General features: G+C 72.1%; 14 protein-coding genes. 6 read left to right on the top strand and 8 right to left on the bottom strand.

Features of this window, described 5'->3' with window-relative positions; translation table 11 throughout:
• Positions 1–7: 7 nt before the first annotated feature.
• The 6 genes from AB0E19_RS11390 to AB0E19_RS11415 form a co-directional block, all read right to left on the bottom strand.
• A complete protein-coding gene (locus AB0E19_RS11390) occupies positions 8–985 on the bottom strand; it encodes a DNA cytosine methyltransferase (RefSeq protein ID WP_362176879.1) in 978 nt (325 codons plus the stop codon).
• 168 nt (positions 986–1,153) lie between these two features.
• The gene (locus tag AB0E19_RS11395) at positions 1,154–2,152 is read right to left on the bottom strand and encodes a DNA cytosine methyltransferase (protein ID WP_362176882.1); all 999 of its coding nucleotides are present in this window, start codon (positions 2,150–2,152) and stop codon (positions 1,154–1,156) included.
• A complete protein-coding gene (locus AB0E19_RS11400; protein WP_362176885.1) occupies positions 2,149–5,130 on the bottom strand; it encodes a Z1 domain-containing protein in 2,982 nt (993 codons plus the stop codon). Before AB0E19_RS11400 ends, AB0E19_RS11395 begins: the two co-directional genes overlap by 4 nt.
• A gap of 53 nt (positions 5,131–5,183) precedes the next feature.
• Entirely contained in the window at positions 5,184–6,167 is a 984-nt protein-coding gene (locus tag AB0E19_RS11405) for a PD-(D/E)XK motif protein (RefSeq protein WP_362176888.1), read from the bottom strand.
• Entirely contained in the window at positions 6,160–7,707 is a 1,548-nt protein-coding gene (locus tag AB0E19_RS11410) for an ATP-binding protein (RefSeq protein ID WP_362176891.1), read from the bottom strand. The genes AB0E19_RS11405 and AB0E19_RS11410 overlap by 8 nt, the downstream gene beginning before the upstream one ends.
• A gap of 153 nt (positions 7,708–7,860) precedes the next feature.
• On the bottom strand, positions 7,861–8,862 hold the full coding sequence (locus AB0E19_RS11415) for an SEC-C domain-containing protein (protein WP_362176894.1): 1,002 nt from the start codon (positions 8,860–8,862) through the stop codon (positions 7,861–7,863).
• Positions 8,863–8,924: 62 nt separating this feature from the next.
• Here AB0E19_RS11415 and AB0E19_RS11420 point away from each other — a divergent pair, with 62 nt between their 5' ends.
• Complete coding sequence (locus tag AB0E19_RS11420) at positions 8,925–9,767, top strand: class E sortase (protein ID WP_362176897.1); 843 nt, start codon at positions 8,925–8,927, stop codon at positions 9,765–9,767.
• On the opposite strand, the gene AB0E19_RS11425 is transcribed toward AB0E19_RS11420, so the two are convergent.
• On the bottom strand, positions 9,739–11,133 hold the full coding sequence (locus AB0E19_RS11425) for an MFS transporter (RefSeq protein WP_362176900.1): 1,395 nt from the start codon (positions 11,131–11,133) through the stop codon (positions 9,739–9,741). The genes AB0E19_RS11420 and AB0E19_RS11425 overlap by 29 nt on opposite strands.
• Positions 11,134–11,256: 123 nt before the next feature.
• Between AB0E19_RS11425 and AB0E19_RS11430 the strand changes: the two genes are divergently transcribed.
• The 5 genes from AB0E19_RS11430 to AB0E19_RS11450 all read left to right on the top strand — a co-directional run bounded on the left by AB0E19_RS11430 (position 11,257) and on the right by AB0E19_RS11450 (position 15,745).
• A complete protein-coding gene (locus AB0E19_RS11430; RefSeq protein ID WP_362176903.1) occupies positions 11,257–11,829 on the top strand; it encodes a helix-turn-helix domain-containing protein in 573 nt (190 codons plus the stop codon).
• A gap of 32 nt (positions 11,830–11,861) precedes the next feature.
• The gene (locus tag AB0E19_RS11435; RefSeq protein ID WP_362176906.1) at positions 11,862–12,167 is read left to right on the top strand and encodes a DUF6412 domain-containing protein; all 306 of its coding nucleotides are present in this window, start codon (positions 11,862–11,864) and stop codon (positions 12,165–12,167) included.
• A gap of 180 nt (positions 12,168–12,347) precedes the next feature.
• Entirely contained in the window at positions 12,348–13,100 is a 753-nt protein-coding gene (locus AB0E19_RS11440) for a membrane protein insertase YidC (protein WP_362176909.1), read from the top strand.
• 104 nt (positions 13,101–13,204) lie between these two features.
• Positions 13,205–14,074 carry a fumarylacetoacetate hydrolase family protein gene (locus AB0E19_RS11445; RefSeq protein ID WP_362176912.1) on the top strand — a complete coding sequence of 290 codons (870 nt, stop codon included), beginning with the start codon at positions 13,205–13,207 and terminating at the stop codon, positions 14,072–14,074.
• Between the two features lie 123 nt (positions 14,075–14,197).
• Positions 14,198–15,745: a choice-of-anchor A family protein gene (locus tag AB0E19_RS11450; protein ID WP_362176915.1), complete on the top strand. Its 1,548-nt coding sequence runs from the start codon at positions 14,198–14,200 to the stop codon at positions 15,743–15,745.
• On the opposite strand, the gene AB0E19_RS11455 is transcribed toward AB0E19_RS11450, so the two are convergent.
• Positions 15,708–16,817, bottom strand: a complete 1,110-nt coding sequence (locus AB0E19_RS11455) for a Gfo/Idh/MocA family oxidoreductase (protein ID WP_362176920.1) — start codon at positions 16,815–16,817, stop codon at positions 15,708–15,710. The two genes, AB0E19_RS11450 and AB0E19_RS11455, sit on opposite strands and share 38 nt — an antisense overlap.
• Between the last annotated feature and the right edge of the window lie 40 nt (positions 16,818–16,857).

A 16,857-nucleotide genomic window follows, 5' to 3' on the forward strand; every position in this document is an offset into this window, starting at 1 on the left:
AGGGGCCTCAGCTGTCGGCCGCGTACCGATCCGCCGGGCCGAGCACGGCGTTCAGGACCGCCTTGCCCAGCAGCGGGGGGATGGCGTTGCCGATCTGCTGGGCCACGGCCCGTCCCGCCCAGGGGTACCCGCCGGGGAAGGTCTGCAGGAGCCCGGCCTCGGATTCGCTGAAGCGGGGGAGCTCGGTGCCGTCCGTGCCGACCACACGATTGCGGGAGACCTTGCCGGTGACGGTGAAGGCAGGCTCCTCGGAGGTGCGGCGGCCGCGGCTCTTGGGATCGCCGCCGGTCCCGTAGTTCGAGATCACCTCGAACGCGTCGGAGCGGTCGAGCACCGCGGACATCGGCACCCACGGCTTCTGGTCCGGATTGCCCTGGTCGCGGGGGACGCCCTTGCGGTACAGGCGATGCGTGGGGTCGGGCAGCTTGGCCTCGGCGTTGAGTCGGGCCACGAGGATGGCACGGCGTCGGGTCTGAGGGACTCCGTACTGCTCCGTGTGCAGCACCTGGGGCATGGCCACCGAGTAGCCCTTCGCCAGGAGGACCTCCCTGTACTCCTTCCAGACAGGGAGCACGGCGGGTACCTGCTCGAGGACGATCGCCTCGTACGGCCGGCCGTCCTTGAGAGCCTCGAGGGCCCAGCGCAGTGGCTCCAGGACGAGACCGGTGCGTTCGTCGTCGAGGACGGCGAGCTTGGAGCGGACATCCTCGCCCCGCGCCATGCGCTTGACGAAGCCGATCACCTCGTCCAGCGCGCGCCTGCCCGCGCCGCCGCCCGCCACGGTGAAGGTCTGGCACGGGGGGCCGCCAGCGAGCACCGTGGCGTTCGGGAACTTGTGGGGGCCGAAATCGCGCACGTCACCCTGCAGGGTGGCGAGCCGGGCCTCGGTGCGGGTCGCGCAGGCGTCGTCGTCGTACTCGATCCCCGTCACCTCGTAGCCGAGATCCCGGGCCGCCACGTCGAGTCCGCCCGGTCCGGCGAACAAGTCGACAATCTCGGGGCGTGGCACGTGATCTCCAGGAGGGTGGTGTGTCCGTCGGGGAACGGGGCGACCCCGGCAGCGCTCCAGACTACCGGGCGCCGCCGTGGGGGCTGCCAGGCCTTCGGCCGTGGTTCCCGATCGGTCGAAGGCGACGGGATTCGTCCGCGGAGGTCAGGCGTCCAAGGCCGCTCGGATCGCTTCGCCCAGGGCTCGCCCGACCGGCGGCGGGGTGGCGTGTCCCACCTGTCGGTACCGCACGGTCTTCCCGCCGGCGAATTCCCACTCGGGCGGGAAGCCCTGGAGCGTGGCCGCCTGGCGCACGGTGAGCGGCATCATCCCCGGACGGCCGAGCGAGGGGTCCCAGTCGAAGTCCGGACCGGGCACCTCGTCGGCCACGGTGCCGCCGTCCACTCCCATGCGCGCCCAGGCGCGCTTGCTGCCCGTCGGACCCAGGTCGGGTCCGCCCCGGTTCCAGGAACCCCCGACCAGGGTGGGGGCCGGTCGGTCGGCCTGCGTGGCCCAGTGCGCTGCGCCGGGCCACCCCCGGGCTCCCATCGACGGGCCCAAGGCCTCGCCCACCGTCCGGTGACGGGTGACCGAGGGAACCGGAGGCGTGAAGGAGTCCAGCCGCCCGTCCCTGAAGGCGACGACGACGCCCTGCTTCCGATCCTGTGCCACCCCGAAATCGGCAGCGTTGAGCACGAACCATCGGATGTCGTAGCCGAGGTGGACGAGCTCCTCGGTGATGTACGCGCGGATGGGCCCGTACGTGGACTTCGTGACGAGGTCGGGAACGTTCTCGATCAGCAGCGCGCGCGGGCGGATGCCGTGCATGAGCATGATCGCGGCCTCGAGTACCTCCAGCTCGTCGTCCCGCTCGCCCCGGTGCACGGACGCGGTGGCCTTGACCCGGGGCAGCCCGGCCGCGACCAGATCCACGTCGTAGGTCTGCTGGTGTTCGACGGGGTCGAATTCGCGCAGGTCGAGATCGAGGACGTGCCAGGCCGGCCTGTTCGCCCGGAGGGTCTCACAGGCGACGGCTCTGTTGTCGAGGAGCAGTACGGGGTCGAAGCCCGCCTGTTCCAGGCCCAGCGCGAGCCCTCCGGCGCCGGCGCAGATGCCGACGCTTCGCAGGCGGGCCTCGGTGGTCGTGGACTGCCCGGTCCTCATGCGGTGCCCGGTCCGGAGGCCGTGTCGATGATGGCGACGCCCTCCTTGGACGAGTCGACGGTCGTGAATCGCAGGACCCGGCCGTCGTCGCTGCGCGCCGAGGCAGGGGCGACGAAACCGAAGGCCATGACGACGTGGCTCGGATCGACGGCGTCGCCGTCCGTCAGGCCGGCCCGGTGCACCGACTCGATGATCGGGTAGAGGACGATCACACCGCGCCGAGGAGAGACGAGGCCTTCCACGGTCGCGTCGCCGGAACCGGCGAGGGCGCCCGCGATCCGCAGCGCCGCGGCGCGGTGCTTGAGGTCGCTGATGGCACCGAAGAGCGGGTCACGCCGGCGGTCACGTGCGAAGTAGGAGTGGGTGCGTCCCTCGCCCCCGATCCGGATCCGCCGGCCCGGCTGGGCGTGCTGCGGGGCGAGGACGAGCCAGTCGTCCACCTGGGCGGGGCCGCTCGTGGTGATCTCGTGCAGGTAGTCCAGGTGCGGGGCGAACTGGGAAGGAGCTCCCCATCGCACGTCCGACACGAGGCTCAGGAGCCTGTTCGGTTCCAGGCTGCCGGTGAGCGCGGCGAACCGGTGGGTGACCCCCGACTCGGTGAAATGGTACGCAAGGGACGTCGGCTCGGCCGACAGCGAGGTCAGGATCGGTGTCCACAGGTTCGTGTTGTGGCGCAGGTCCGTCGCCTTCGTCGGGTAGGCGGTGGGTTCCTGCCATTCGCCGGGAGAGCGGACCGTGACCAGCCGGGAGTTGTACATCTTGCTCGGGCTGGTGGGCTTGAGCCACGGGATGTGCTGCCAGACGAGCGGCGGGACCCTGTCCGGAGTGACCTGCGGGCGCCCGTCGACGGTCACGCTGTACTGGGCCAGCTCGGCCCGGAAGGCCTCCTCGTCCCGGCAGATCGCCTCGAAGCCCTCGTACAGGTCGATCTCCTTCTTGCCCATGGCCTCCTGACGGCCCAGGTAGAGGCGGACGAGGTCCCGGTATCCCTTGCGGAATCCGAACCACCGACCCATCTGCATGAGGGTCGACGCGTTTCCGGCGCGACGCCGGAAGTACGAGACGGTCAATCCCTCCACGGTGAAGCCACGGGCCAGCTTCTGGCCGCCGATGAGGATCTTCCAGATGGACCGCTTGTCGAAGTCGGCCTCGCCGGTCTCGATGTCCTTGTCGCCGTTGACCACGATGATCGGTTTGTCGTCGCCGCCGATCCGGATGGCGGCGGGACCGATGTAGGGGGCGAGCTCGTCGAACGAGGCGGGTACGGCCTGGCCGTCGGCGCGCACGGCGGAGACCGGGGCGACATCGTTCTCGAAGAGCGTGCGCAGCCGCTCGCGGCCCGCGGCACCGAGGTAGCCGGCGTTCCACCACAGCCCGGTCACGCGGCCGAGCAGCTGGCGGTGGTCGTCCTGTCGGACGGACTCGTGGATCAGCATCGTGTGGTGCTGGAAGTAGCGGTCGCCGAGACCGCCCTTGTCCTCTCGGTAGAGCTTCATCGCGGCTGTGAGGACGAACATGTCCATGGCGCGTTCGAGGCAGGTGTCGTCCTCGTCGTCCTCGACGACGATCGAGCGGACGTGCGCCATCTCGTTCGAGTTCGCGTACGTGGGTTCCTCGTCGGTCGGATCGGTGTCGAGGTCGTGGAAGTCACGGGCTCCCATGTACCCGTCCGGGCGGGGCAGGGAAATGATGAAGTCCTTCGGGAAGATGTCCTCGGTGTCGCTGGGGTCGATGAAGACGTTGGCGAACGGCGTCGCCGTATAGCCGACGTACTGCGCCCGCGGGAGCATCCGCAGCAGTTCGGAGATCTTCTTGTTGATCGCGGTCCGCTCGGTGTTCGGCTTGGCCAGGTCGGACGTGTTCACCGACGCCTCGTCGGACTCGTCGTCGATGATCAGCACCGGGATCTCGGAGAGCGGGGTCTGGATCTTCTGGAGGTCCTTGACCAGCTTGCCCAGGACCAGCTTGTTCTTCTTCACGACCATCAGGCGGGCCGCGGCCCGGTGGAGGTTGCGCGGGTCGTACAGCGGGAGGCCGGGTTCCTGCTTGTCGGATTCCAGGGCGGCGATTCCCATGTGGAGGCTCTGGTAGTCCACGTCGCGCGTCGTCATCCGGTGGATGTCGAATGCGCCGAGAGCGGAGGGCATCGCGCCGAAGGTGGCGAATCTGCCCTGGCTCCAGGCAGGGTCGTCGGCGTAGTCGGACTCGTATTCGCTCGCACCGCGCATGATGTTCTCGCGGCCCACGAGCTCCATGTCCAGGCGGCGCTGGGTCTGCGCCCGCAGCATGTTCAGCGTGCCGCCCAGGACGATGACCAGCCGGTAGCCGGCGTCGATCGCCTTGGCGATGACACCGGCGAAGTTGGCGGTCTTGCCGGACTGCACGTAGCCGACGACGAGACCCTTCGACTGGTACGCCTCGGGTGAGGTCGGGTCGGCCAGACGTTCCACGACGCGGTCGGTCGCCTCGTCGAGTCCCGCGACGACGTCCTCGGGCCAGCCCTTCTCCGCCAGCAGCTTGCGGTACGCGGGCCAGTACCACGGGCGGCCCTGAAGGGACTGCGGGGTGTACCAGGCCTTGTGCTCGGTGCTGATGACGACGGCGCCCGCCGCCTTGGAGACGGGGACGAGGGAGTCGAGCAGCTTGCCGGTCTCCGCTCCGATGCCGAGCAGGGCATAGACGTCGGCCCGGCGGGCATCCGTGCGGGGAGCGTGGTCGGACCAGGAGACGCTCTCGTTGTAGTCCCAGCGGGTGAGCTGCTTGCGCCACATCTCCACCAGCCGGTCCGTGGCCCGAGCCTCGCGCAGCACGGACAGGAAGTCGGCTTCGGTGGCGAGGCCCATGGCCTCCGCCGAGAGGTCCTCGGCCTGGTATTCGAGGGCTCGTACGAGTCGCTTCGGCTTCCCGGAACTCATGTCTCCGAGGACCTGGGCGTGGAGGTCGAGTCGGAGGGCGGCGGCCGAGTCGGAGAAGGGCATTGGTTCCTCGAAGGTCGGGACGATGAGTGGTGGGGACGTGGGGGAGGCGGTGGTCACGGAAGGCGCAGGCCGGAGAAGTCCACGGGGGCTCCGGGAGTGGGGGCGAGACCTGTCACGTCCGTCTCGTAGCGGACGGCCGAGATCCGTTCGAGGGAGGCGGCCGCCAGGATCCCGGGTGTGAGGCGGGGAACGGACTCGGCGGAGAGGAGGAGGGCCTCGTCGCGGGGCGCCCACCGCTCGTCGTCCTCTCGTCCCGGGGACCAACCACAGCGTTCCAGGGCGGAGTTCAGTCGACTCAGGGCTGCCGGAGCCCGGTCGGCGACGATCCCGCGGACCGCGTCGACCGACTCGGTGAGCGTGCGGCCGCCCGCCCCGCCCCGGGTGAAACGCAGTGACGCGAACCAGAGAGGCCGGTCGGGGGCGGGTTCGAGCTGCTCCAGCCCGTGGATGACGTGGCGTCGACGTTCCGTCACGGTCGTCTTCACCTCGATGTCGAAGTCCACGAGCGCGAAGTCGTGCTCCTCGCCGTACGGCCCGGTCCACGCGTCGACGGCGGAGTCCCAGCCGTACGACTCGGCGAGTCGAGCCAGTATCGCCAGCTCGCCCAGCAGCCCGATGCGTCGTTCGACGCTCATGGTCCCGGGGCGGTCGAGGAGGGAACTCCAGTTGTCGACGGTCTCGTGGAAGGCACGGTCCAGCGATCGGTCCTGCGTGACGATCCGGTCCGCGATGGCGAGTGCCAGGTCGTGGAAGTCGCGCATCAGGTCGGTCTGCGTGGTCCGGATGCGGGCCATGCGCAGTCCCCCGCCGACGGCCACCTGGTCGATGTCGACGGCCGGGAGGGGGGAGCGAGGCGGCCGCTGGTGCCTTTCGAGCTCGACGAAGAGGGCGATGTCCGCACCGCCGTGCCCAATCTCGTACGAGACGACGGGATGGCCGTCGGCGGGCGAGAGGCGGTAGCTCGCGCCCAGCCCTTCTCCCAGGTAGTCCTCGACCGTCGACCAGGCGAGCACGGGACCGCGCTCCGCGTCAGTCATCCTCGGCCACCCGGTTCAGCTCGGCGCGGGCGGCCGCCACGAGTACGGACTGCCACAACTGGAGGTTGTCCTTCTCCCTGCTGCCGCTGTACTCCTTCTCGAAGACCCCGTGGAGCAGCAGGTACATGAGCGACTTGAGGGTCGGGGCGTCGTTGAGGCCGCCGCGACGGCCGCCCAGGATCGCGCCACGGTAGTGGTGGTTGAGGATGATGGTCCGAGTCTCGCGGTCGATCTCGAAGAAGGTGCTGTTGTCGATCTTCTGCCACCGGACGGAGATCGGTTCCTCGCCCGGGATGATCGGCAGTTCGTCCTCGATGGCCTCACGGACGGACGATTCGAATCCCTTGCCCGCGGCGATCACCGGCTTGCGTGTCGTGCCGGTGCGCTTGCGGGCGTCCCGATAGGTCGTGTCGGCGTCCGCCACGTACTGGGCGAAGGTGCGACCGTCGGTGTCGGTCGCGGATTCCAGGGCGGTGACGAACTCGGGAGAGGTGTCGACGCCGTCCTTCTTCACCGTCAGGCGGAACACCTTCGCGGCGGCCGTGTCGTCCGGAAGGTCGACGGCGACCCGGGCCAGGGCGAGGTGCTGCTCGGGCTGCCGGAAGTTGTTCCAGCCGCCGGCCTGGACGAGGCGGTCGTGTCGGTAGAAGTAGAAGCCCTGGCGGTCGAGACCGGTACCCACCGCCTTGAACTCGTCGAGGTTGGACTTCGGCGGCCATATGTGGGCCGTCAGCGTGACGGGTCCGATCGAGGGGATGTCCGCGACGAAGTCGCGCGCGTAGTCCGGATGCCCGCTGATCGGGTAGGCGAAGGGATCGAGGGGTTGCACGCCGAAGTTCATGTACTCGACGCCGGTGGAGACGTCTTCCACCGCGATGGTGATGTTGAAGTCGTCGCGTGCCAGGAATCGGTGCAGGTGCAGGCCGAGGTGGAGCCCCAACTTGTTGATGGTGCGGTGCAGGTAGCGGTCGGTCTGACCGCCGCCGCCGGTGTGCGGGAAGTCCTTCACGGCGTCCCAGCGGACGATCGTGCCCTGCCAGACGATCGGGCAGTCGTAGTAGCGGTCGATGAGCTGCTGGGCGTAGGCCGGGGCGACGATGTCGCACTGGTAGCCGGTCACCGCCCGTTCCATCGTCCAGCGCCGGCCGACGGGGGCCGCGGCCCGGGTGCGGCGCACCTTGCTGACGACGGTGACGGCCCCCGCGTGGCTGAGGGAGGCGGACTTCAGACCGGTGCCGAACATGCCGAGCGCCTGGGCGTCGTAGTCCCGGCGACCGCCCACGGTCATCGCGACGTCCAGCTCCTCCTCGTCCATGCCCTTCCCGTCATCGACGATGAGGAGGCTGACGAGCCCGTCCCCGTCACGAAGGAAATGGATGACGACGTCCTTGGCACCGGCGTCGATCGAGTTGTCCACCAGGTCCGCGACGGCAGCCTCGAAGCCGTAACCCTGACTGCTGAGCGCCTCCATGTAGCGCGCGTCCGGGGGCAGGTGCTTGCTGCCGGTCGTCGGTACCTCGAACTGCCACTCAGTCGTCATGTCGGCCTTGGGTTCTGCACTGGCTACATCAGGTCGATGTGACCCTAACGGACGCCACCGACAACGAACCGGGGAATCCGAATGTCGGGAATCGCATGACACGTGCATGCCCTGACGGGACGACGCCTGGGTGCTCGATCCGATCGTGGGGTGCTACTCCGCCCCGTGGCACTCCCCGTACGCCTTCTCCGAGCCGCACCAGCAGGCCTCCGTGCGCAGTGGGGGCCACGGGGTGGCTCGGGAGCGGGCGGCGAGGGTGGTGGCGTATTGGGGGAGGAGGGCGGCTTGGGAGGGGTGGGTGGCTTCGGAGGCGGCGAAGGCTTCGTAGGAGGGGACGGTGGCTCGGACGATGCCGAGGTTGGGGGTGCCGGCCGTGGAGAGTTCGCGGAGGGAGGCTTCGATGTCCGTCAGGTGGGCTCGGTAGGTGGGGTATTCCGTTTCGAGCTCCGGGTAGGCCGTGAGGAGTTCCGTGAGCTCCTGGGCCGGCCAGTGGAGGACCGCTACCGGGAAGGGGCGGGAGAGGGCCGTGCGGTAGGTGCCCAGTTCGGAGCGGAGGCGGGCGATCTCGGCCTGGAGTTCGGTGGGGTCGGAGGAGCCCAGGGACCAGAGGCGCTTCGGGTCGTGGAGTTCGTCCAGGGGGATCCTGCCCTGGTGGAGGCGGTCCGCCCGGGTGTCCCAGTCGTCGTGGGGGCGGGCCAGCATGCGGCGGATGCGGTGGCGGGTGGTGAGGAGGGAGCGGGTGGTGTGGGGGAGTTCCGGGTCGGGCGGGGTGGCCAGGAGGGTCGCCGCTTCCGTGAGGGTCTCCTCCGCCGCCTCCAGTTCGTCGTGGGCCTCCAGGGTCTCCGCGGCGATCTCCCACGGGGGTGCCTCCGTCGGGCGTGAGCGGCGTACGCCTTCGATGATGGCTCGCGCTTCGGCCTCGTGGCCGTACTCCCACAGGTTCGACGCCTTCAGGGCGCGGATCAGGTGGGGGTCCGCCGGGCTGCCGGACAGGAGGGCGTCGTAGAGGGCCGTCGCGCCCGGGCGGTCGTCCGCGAGTTCCAGGTGGGCGGCGGCCCGGAGCAGCAGCGGTTCACGGTCGCCGGGGTACTGCTCGGCGGTGCGCAGCAGACGCTCGGCTTCGGCGGTGTGGGCGGCAGGCGTGTCGGGGCGCATGGCTTCACCGTACTGCTGTACGGCCCTGGAGAGTTGGCGCCGCAGCCCTTATCGTGCCCGGCGTGCGGGACAGGGGAGGCAGGGGACGGGAGCGGGTGCCGGTCGTCGTTCAGGGGCGTGCCGGGCGCTCCGGGCTCGGTCGTGTGCTCTGGTTCGGGGCCGAGACCGTCGTCACCTGCGGTGTTCTCGTCCTGCTGCTCGTCGCGCACCAGCTGTGGTGGACCAATCAGCAGGCGCGCGCCGAGGCCGGTGAGCAGGTGGCCGTGCTGGAGCGCGAGTGGGAGGGCGAGTGGGGGATCTCTCCTCCGGAGGGGACTCCTCCCGCGCCTTCCCCTTCCGGGGCGGCGGGTGGGGGCGGCGGCTCCGCTTCTCCCTCCGCTCCCGCTTCCGCCTCGCCTTCCTCCGCGCCCTCCGGTGGAACCGCCGGGGCCGCGCGTCCCCGGCCTTCGCCCGCCCGTACGTCCTCCGGTTCCGCCTTCGCCGTGCTGCGGATTCCGCGGATCGGGCTGACCGTGCCCGTCGCCCACGGGATCTCCAAGAGCAAGGTGCTCGACAAGGGGTACGTGGGGCACTATCCGGGTACCGCCGCGCCCGGGGAGGCCGGGAACGTGGCGCTGGCCGGGCACCGGAACACGCACGGCGAGCCGTTCCGGTACGTGAACCGGCTGCGCGAGGGGGACGAGATCACGCTGCGGACGCGGGAGGGGACGTACACCTATCTCGTCGACCGGATCCTGCCGGTGACCTCTCCGCGCGACACCGGAGTCATCCAGCCGGTGCCACGGTCGATCGTCAAGCCCTCGTACGGGTACTCCGAGGCCGGGTCCTACCTCACCCTCACCACCTGCACGCCCGAGTTCACCTCCCGCTACCGGCTCATCGTCTGGGCGACCCTGCGACGGTGAGCGCGGCGCCGCCCACGGCCAGGGCCGCCGAGGCCGCCAGGGCCGCGTCCGGGGTGGCCGCCGACAGGGCCATCATCAGCGACACGCCGGCCGCCGAGCCGATGTAGCGGGCGGTGTTGTTCGCGCCCGAGCCCATCGCCGCGCGCTCCGGCGGGACGGAGTCGACGGCGAGGCGGGGGAGCGCGGCGTTCAGGAGACCGCTGCCCGCGCCCGCCACCGCCAGGCCGGCGATCAGGCGCGGCCAGGGGAGGGCCGGGGACTGCGTGGTGCCGAGGAGGAGCAGGACGCCCGCCGCCGACAGCCCGAAGCCGAAGGCCAGTTGGTACGGGGCCGAGAGCCTGCCCGCGAGCCGTCGGGCCTGCAGCGCGACCACGAACGCCGAACCCGACCAGAGGGCGAAGAGGGCCGCCGCCGTCAGCGCCGTCAGCCCGGCCCCGCGCTGGAACAGTGCCGGCATCACGCTGAACATGCCGATCACGGACAGGCCGGTGAAGAGCGCCCCCACCGTCGACGCCCGGAACGCCGGCCTCCGCCACATCCCCGGGTCGATCATCGGGGCCTTCGCCCGCCGCTCCACCAGCAGGAACAGCGCCGTGAGCGCTACCGCCGCCAGGAGCAGCAGGCCGGGCGCCGGGCGCAGCCAGCCGTCCCGGCCCAGCGTCAGGGCCGTCAGCAGGGCGCCGAGTGCCAGCGCCAGGGTCGTCGCGCCCACCAGGTCCGGGCGGCGGTGGCCGCCACCGGAGGGGCGTATCGCCGTGAGGGCGCGGGCTCCGAGCGCCGCCGTCGCCAGGGCCGCCGCGCCGAGCACCGCGTACGCCGACCGCCAGTCCACCAGGGCGAGCGCCCCCGCGAGCAGCGGGCCGAGCGCGATCCCGCCGCTCACCGACGCACCCCAGACGCCGGTGGCCCGGATCCGGTCGCGGCCCGAGGGGTACGCGTCGGCCAGCAGGCCCAGGCTGCCCGCCAGGACCGCCGCGCTCGCCGCGCCCTGCGCGATCCGCGCCGCCGTGAAGAGCACCGTCGAGCCCGCGAAGGCGCCGAGCGCCGTCGTCACGCCCAGCGCCAGGGTCCCGAGCAGGAACACCCGCCGCCTGCCGTGCGCGTCGGCCAGCGCGCCCGCGACCAGGAGCAGGACGGCGAGGCCGAGCGGGGTGCCGTTGAGCAGCCAGGCCTGCGCCGAGGCCGGCGTCCCGAACGCCTCCGCCATCTCCGGGAGCGTCGCCATCGGTGCCGTGTAGTTCATGAGCGCGACGCCGGTGGCGAGGGCGGTGACGGCGAGCGTGGCGGGGGAGGGGGCGGGGGAGGGAGCGGTGGGTGGTGTGGTGGTGGGGGTCGTGGGCGTGGTGCGTGAGTCGGCTGTACTCATGGGGCCTCCGCCCGGTCGTCGTGTGCTTGGGTCGGCTGGATCGAACACGTCGGTTCGTTCATTGAACTCATACCCTACTCCGGTCGGTTCGTTCAATGAACCCCCTTTGTTACGCTGGTTCCCATGGCCCTCGGCAAGGACTACGCCCAGCAGCAGTGCTCCATCGCCCGCGCCCTGGAGATCGTCGGCGAGCGCTGGACGCTCCTCATCGTGCGCGACGCCTTCTACGGTGTCCGCCGTTACAGCGATTTCCTCGCCCACCTCGGCGCCCCCCGCGCCGTCCTCGCCGCCCGGCTCCAGGCGCTCGTCGACGCCGGCGTCCTCGACCGCCGCCGCTACCAGGAGTCCCCGCCCCGCGACGAGTACGTCCTCACCGGGCGCGGCCTCGCCCTCTGGCCCGTCCTGTGGGCCCTCGGCGCCTGGGGGAGGGCGGAGGTGCCCGGCACCCTGCCCATGCGCGACTTCCACCACGCCGACTGCGGTACGGAACTGGGCCCGTCCGGCGAGTGCCCCGCCTGCCGCGTCCCGGTCGGGCCCGCCGACGTGGAGATGAGGCCCGGCGCCGGGCTCGACCCCGAGCCCGCCGAGCCCGTCGCCCGGGCGCTCCTCGCGCCGCGCCGGCTGCTCACGCCCCTGGAGCCGGCGGCCCACCACGAAGCCCGGGAACCATCTCGTACGGCCGTTCGTCCTAGGTGACGGACAGTGAAGTTCAGGGAACGGGGGGCGTGATGAGCGGGAGTCTGGTCCTGCGGCGAGTCGCGCCCCTCGTCCTGCTTCCGGTGCTGCTCGTGATCGCCTTCGCGGGGCTGGTCCTCGCGGACGGCTCCGTCGGCTCCGCCGTCGTCCTCGCCGTCTCCGCCGTCGCCTGCGGTTTCCTCGGGGTCCGTACGGCTCCGGCCGTGCCGCCCACACGGATACGCACCGCGCTGCGCGACCGGGCCCGCCGCACGGCCTTCCTCCCGCAGCGCGACCCCGACGCCGCGGGCCGCCGCCGGCCCCGGGCGCCGGGGCTCCCCCTCCCGACGACCGCGTAGGCGCTCCCGCACCCGCACACCTCCACGTGCGTCCCGCCCGTACACGTACGCACCCGTACGCCGTACCGGCGGCGCGCACCCGTGTGCCGTGAACCCCACCCCCGCGAGACGCCTTCGCGCGGTCCGTCATGCCGAGAAGCACCACTCCGTCCCCGGCACGACGAACCCCGGAGGGTTCCCTTGTCCTTCTTCCCGTCCCCGCTCCTCGACGCCTTCTCCACGCTCGTCGACCGGCTCGCCGCGCTGCTCCAGCCGCTCGCCGCCGACGCCTCGACCGCCCTCGCCGTCGTCCTCTTCACCGTGCTCGTCCGGCTCGCCGTCCACCCCCTCTCCCGCGCCGCGGTGCGGGGGCAGCAGGCCCGGGTGCGGCTCGCGCCCCGGATCGCCGCGCTCCAGGAGAAGCACAAGCGCCGGCCCGAGCGGCTCCAGCGGGCGATCCTGGACCTGCACGCCGAGGAGAAGGTCTCGCCGTTCGCGGGGATCCTGCCGGGCCTGCTCCAGGCGCCCGCGTTCCTCCTCCTGTACGCGCTCTTCTCCTCCGGCGACCGGATGGGCGGGCACGGGCTCTTCGCCGCGCCGCTCGACGGCCGCTGGACCGGGGCCCTCGGCGACGGCGGACCGTTCGGGCCGGCCGGGCTCGTCTACCTCGCCCTCTTCGCGGTGGCCCTCGCCGTCGCCGCGTACCAGTACCTCAGGACCCGCCGGGAGGCACGGCAGGCCCGGGCCCTGGCCCCGTCCACGGCGCCGGCCCAGGGGCCCGCGGCGGCCGTGGGGCGGATCCTTCCGCTGCTCTCCTTCGGGACGGTCGTGACCGTCGCGTTCGTGCCGCTCGCCGTCGCGCTCTACCTCGTCACCAGCACCACCTGGGCCGTCGTCGAGCGCGCGCTACTCATGCGTAAGGGTCCGCAGGCTGAACGGGGTCTTGCGGGCTGAACGCGAGTCTTGGAGGATCGGACGATCCTCCGATGGCCGCACTCCATCGGCCGGGGCACCGAAGGGCCTCCCCCCGGGCCCACCTCGACCACAGGGAGAAGACCATGAAGCTGCTGCGAGTCGGCCCGCCGGGCGCCGAGCGTCCCGCCCTCCTCGACGGGGACGGGACCCTCCGTGACCTGTCCACCTTCACCGACGACGTCGACGGCAGTCTGCTCTCCGACACCGCCACGCTCGACCGGATCCGCGCCGCCGCCGAGGCCGGCGTGCTGCCCGCGTTCGGCGGCTCCGGCGACCCCACCGGGCTGCGCGTCGGCCCGCCGGTCGGCCGGATCGGCAAGGTCGTGTGCATCGGGCTGAACTACCACGGCCACGCCGCCGAGACCGGCCAGGCCACCCCGGCCGAGCCGGTCGTCTTCCTCAAGGCCGCCGACACCGTCGTCGGCCCGGACGACACCGTGCTCGTGCCGCGCGGCTCGGTGAAGACCGACTGGGAGGTCGAGCTGGCGATCGTCATCGGCCGGACCGCCCGCTACCTGGAGACCGACGAGGAGGCCCTGGCCCACGTCGCCGGCTACGCGCTCGCGCACGACGTCTCCGAGCGCGAGTTCCAGATCGAGCGCGGCGGCACGTGGGACAAGGGCAAGAACTGCGAGACCTTCAACCCGCTCGGGCCCTGGCTGGTCACCGCCGACGAGGTGCCCGACCCGCAGGACCTCACCCTGCGCCTCTGGGTCAACGGCGAGCTGAAGCAGGAGGGGAGCACCTCCGACCAGATCTTCCCGGTCGCCGAGGTCGTCCGGTACGTGAGCCGGTTCATGACGCTCTACCCGGGCGACATCATCAACACCGGCACGCCCGCCGGTGTCGCCATGGGGCAGCCCGAGCCCAAGCCGTACCTCCGGCCCGGCGACGTCGTCGAGCTGGAGATCGAGGGCCTGGGCCGCCAGCGGCAGGAACTGAAGAGCGCCTGACGGGCCGCGCTTCCCGACGGTCCGTCACGCACGCGGCGCCGTCGGGCCGCGCGGTCGGCGATTCTGGCGGCACCCCGCGTGGGCTGCCGCCATTTTCGTCACTTTTTATGCATATTGCCGCGTATGGAACCCGTGAAGACCGACCGCGTCCCTCGCCGCAGGGCCCGTCTCGCCCTCTCCGCCGCGACGGCGGTCCTCGCCGCCGGCGCCCTCGTCGGCGGGCTCGCCGTCACCGGCGTCGCCGATCCGCTCCCCGGCGGCCTCGGCCCCTGCAAGCCGGGCAAGTGCCCGCCCACGTACCCCGACATCAACAACGGCGACGTCGTGTGGCGCGACAACGCCGTCAACGTCTACGTCGGCGGCGACTTCCTCGTCCGGGAGGCCGCCGCCGAGGCCGAGGGCAAGGTCGTCGTCCTCGGCAACGTCGACCAGTCCAAGCGGGCGGACGTCTCCCAGGTCTACAACGTCGGCATCGCCGGCGTCGGCTCGCGCGTCGTGCCCGACGACGACGAACCCTTCCTCAACGTCGGCGGGAACATCACCGTCGCCACCGGCCAGCGCCTCCTGACCGAGGAGGGTGCGATCAGCGGCGAGACGCTGTACGCGGGCACCGTCACCGGCACCGTGGTCCCGACGCCCGTCAAGAGCGCCTCCGCCGTCACCCCGTACCTCGCGCTGCGCGACCGGCTGACCGACGCCAGCCAGTGCTACGCGTACGTCGACGGGGCCTCCCGCACCGCCACCGGAACGGCTGTCGACAACGGGTCCGAGACCGTCTTCACCGGCGACGGCACCTCCGCGCTCCAGGTCTTCAACGTCGACTTCGACCTGGAGACGGCGGGCGGAGGCCAGCAGGGCATCGTCTTCGCGAACATCCCCGCGAACGCGACGGTCCTCGTCAACGTCCTCGGCGACGACCGCACCATCGACACCTACATCAACGGCCTGCCGGGGCTCCGCGACCGGCTGCTGTGGAACTTCCCCGACGCGACCCGGGTGAAGTTCGAGGGCACCGCGCAGTTCGCGGGCAGCGTCCTCGTCGGCAACCAGGCCAGCACCGCGACGATCACGATGCCGGGCATGAACGGCCGGTTCTTCACGACCGGCAACCTGACCCACGCCTCCGAACCGGGCGGGGGCGGCGGCCAGGAGATCCACAACTACCCGTTCGACGGCGACCTGCCGTCCTGCGACGAGGACCCCACCCCCACGGAACCCACTCCCACGGAGCCGACTCCGACGGAACCCACTCCGACGGAACCCACTCCGACGGAGCCGACTCCCACGGAGCCGACGCCGACGGAGCCGACCCCCACGGAGCCGACGCCGACCGAGCCGACCCCGACCGAGCCCACCCCCACCGAGCCCACCCCCACCGAGCCCACGCCCAGCCCGACCGACTCCGCCGACGGCGGCACGACGGACGGCGGCGGGTCGGACGGCGGAATGACGGACGGCGGCGGGTCCGACGGTGGCGGGTCCGACGGTGGCTACGGTGACGACACCGGCGGCCACCACGGCTCCGGCCCCGGTGGCGGCGGGGAACTCCCCGAGACCGGAGCAGGCACCGGGAAGATCGTCATGGGGGTGACGGCGGCCGGCCTCGCCCTCGGCGGCGGCCTCCTCGTCGCCGTCAGCCGCCGGCGCCGTCGGTCGAGCGGCGCAGCCTGACGGTGACGCCCTCGCGGGCCGACCGCCGCGCCGCCTCCAGGACGTCCAGGGCCGCTGCGGCCTCGTGCGCGGTGACCGGGTTCGGCCCGGTGCCGCGTACGGCGGCGGCGACGGCCGCGTAGTACGCCGGGTAGTCCCCCGGCACCGACTCGACCGGCGTCCCGCCGCCGGTCAGCGGGGACTCCCCGGAGCCGATCCGGCCCCACAGCGCCTCGGGCTCCACGCCCCAGGCGGTGCCGGGGCCGGGTCGCAGCCCCTCGCGCAGCGCCGCCTCCTGCGGGTCGAGGCCGTACGTCACGAAGCCGGCGCGCTGCCCGAGCACCCGGAAGCGGGGGCCGAGCTGGGCGGTGGTGGCGCTCACGTACAGGTGGGAGCGGACGCCGTTCGCATGGGTGAGCGCGACGAAGGTGTCGTCGTCGGCCTCGGCGCCCGGACGGCGCACGTCCGCCTCGGCGTACACGGAGACGGCCGGGCCGAAGAGGACCAGGGCCTGGTCGACGACGTGGCTGCCGAGGTCGTAGAGCAGACCGCCGACCTCCTCCGGGGCGCCGGACTCGCGCCAGCCGCCCTTCAGGCGCGGCCGCCACCGCTCGAAGCGGGACTCGAAGCGCTGGACCTCGCCGAGCTCGCCCTCGTCCAGGAGGCGGCGGAGCGTGAGGAAGTCGCTGTCCCAGCGCCGGTTCTGGAAGACGGAGAGCAGCAGGCCGCGCTCCTCGGCGAGCGCGGCGAGGGCGCGGGCCTCGGCGGCGGTCGGGGCGAGCGGCTTGTCGACGACGACGGGCAGGCCGGCCCTCAGGGCGGCCTCGGCGAGCGGGACGTGGGTCTTGTTGGGGGAGGCGACCACGACCAGGTCCAGCTCGGGGGCCCCGTCCGCCCAGAGGTCCTCGGGCCGGGCGAGCACGTCGACGCCGGGGTACGCGGCCCGCGCCTCGGCGGCGCGCTCGGGGTCGCCGGTGGTGACGGCGGCGAGGGTCAGGTCGGGGGTGGCGGCGACGAGCGGGGCGTGGAAGACGGAGCCCGCGACGCCGTAGCCGATGAGGCCGACGCGGAGGGGGAGGGGGGTGGTCGTCATGGTCGCCACTTAAGCAACACTGTTGCCGAAGTGCAAACAG

Origin of the sequence: Streptomyces sp. NPDC047974, from assembly GCF_040653375.1 — a bacterium.
Taxonomy (GTDB): Bacteria; Actinomycetota; Actinomycetes; order Streptomycetales; family Streptomycetaceae; genus Streptomyces.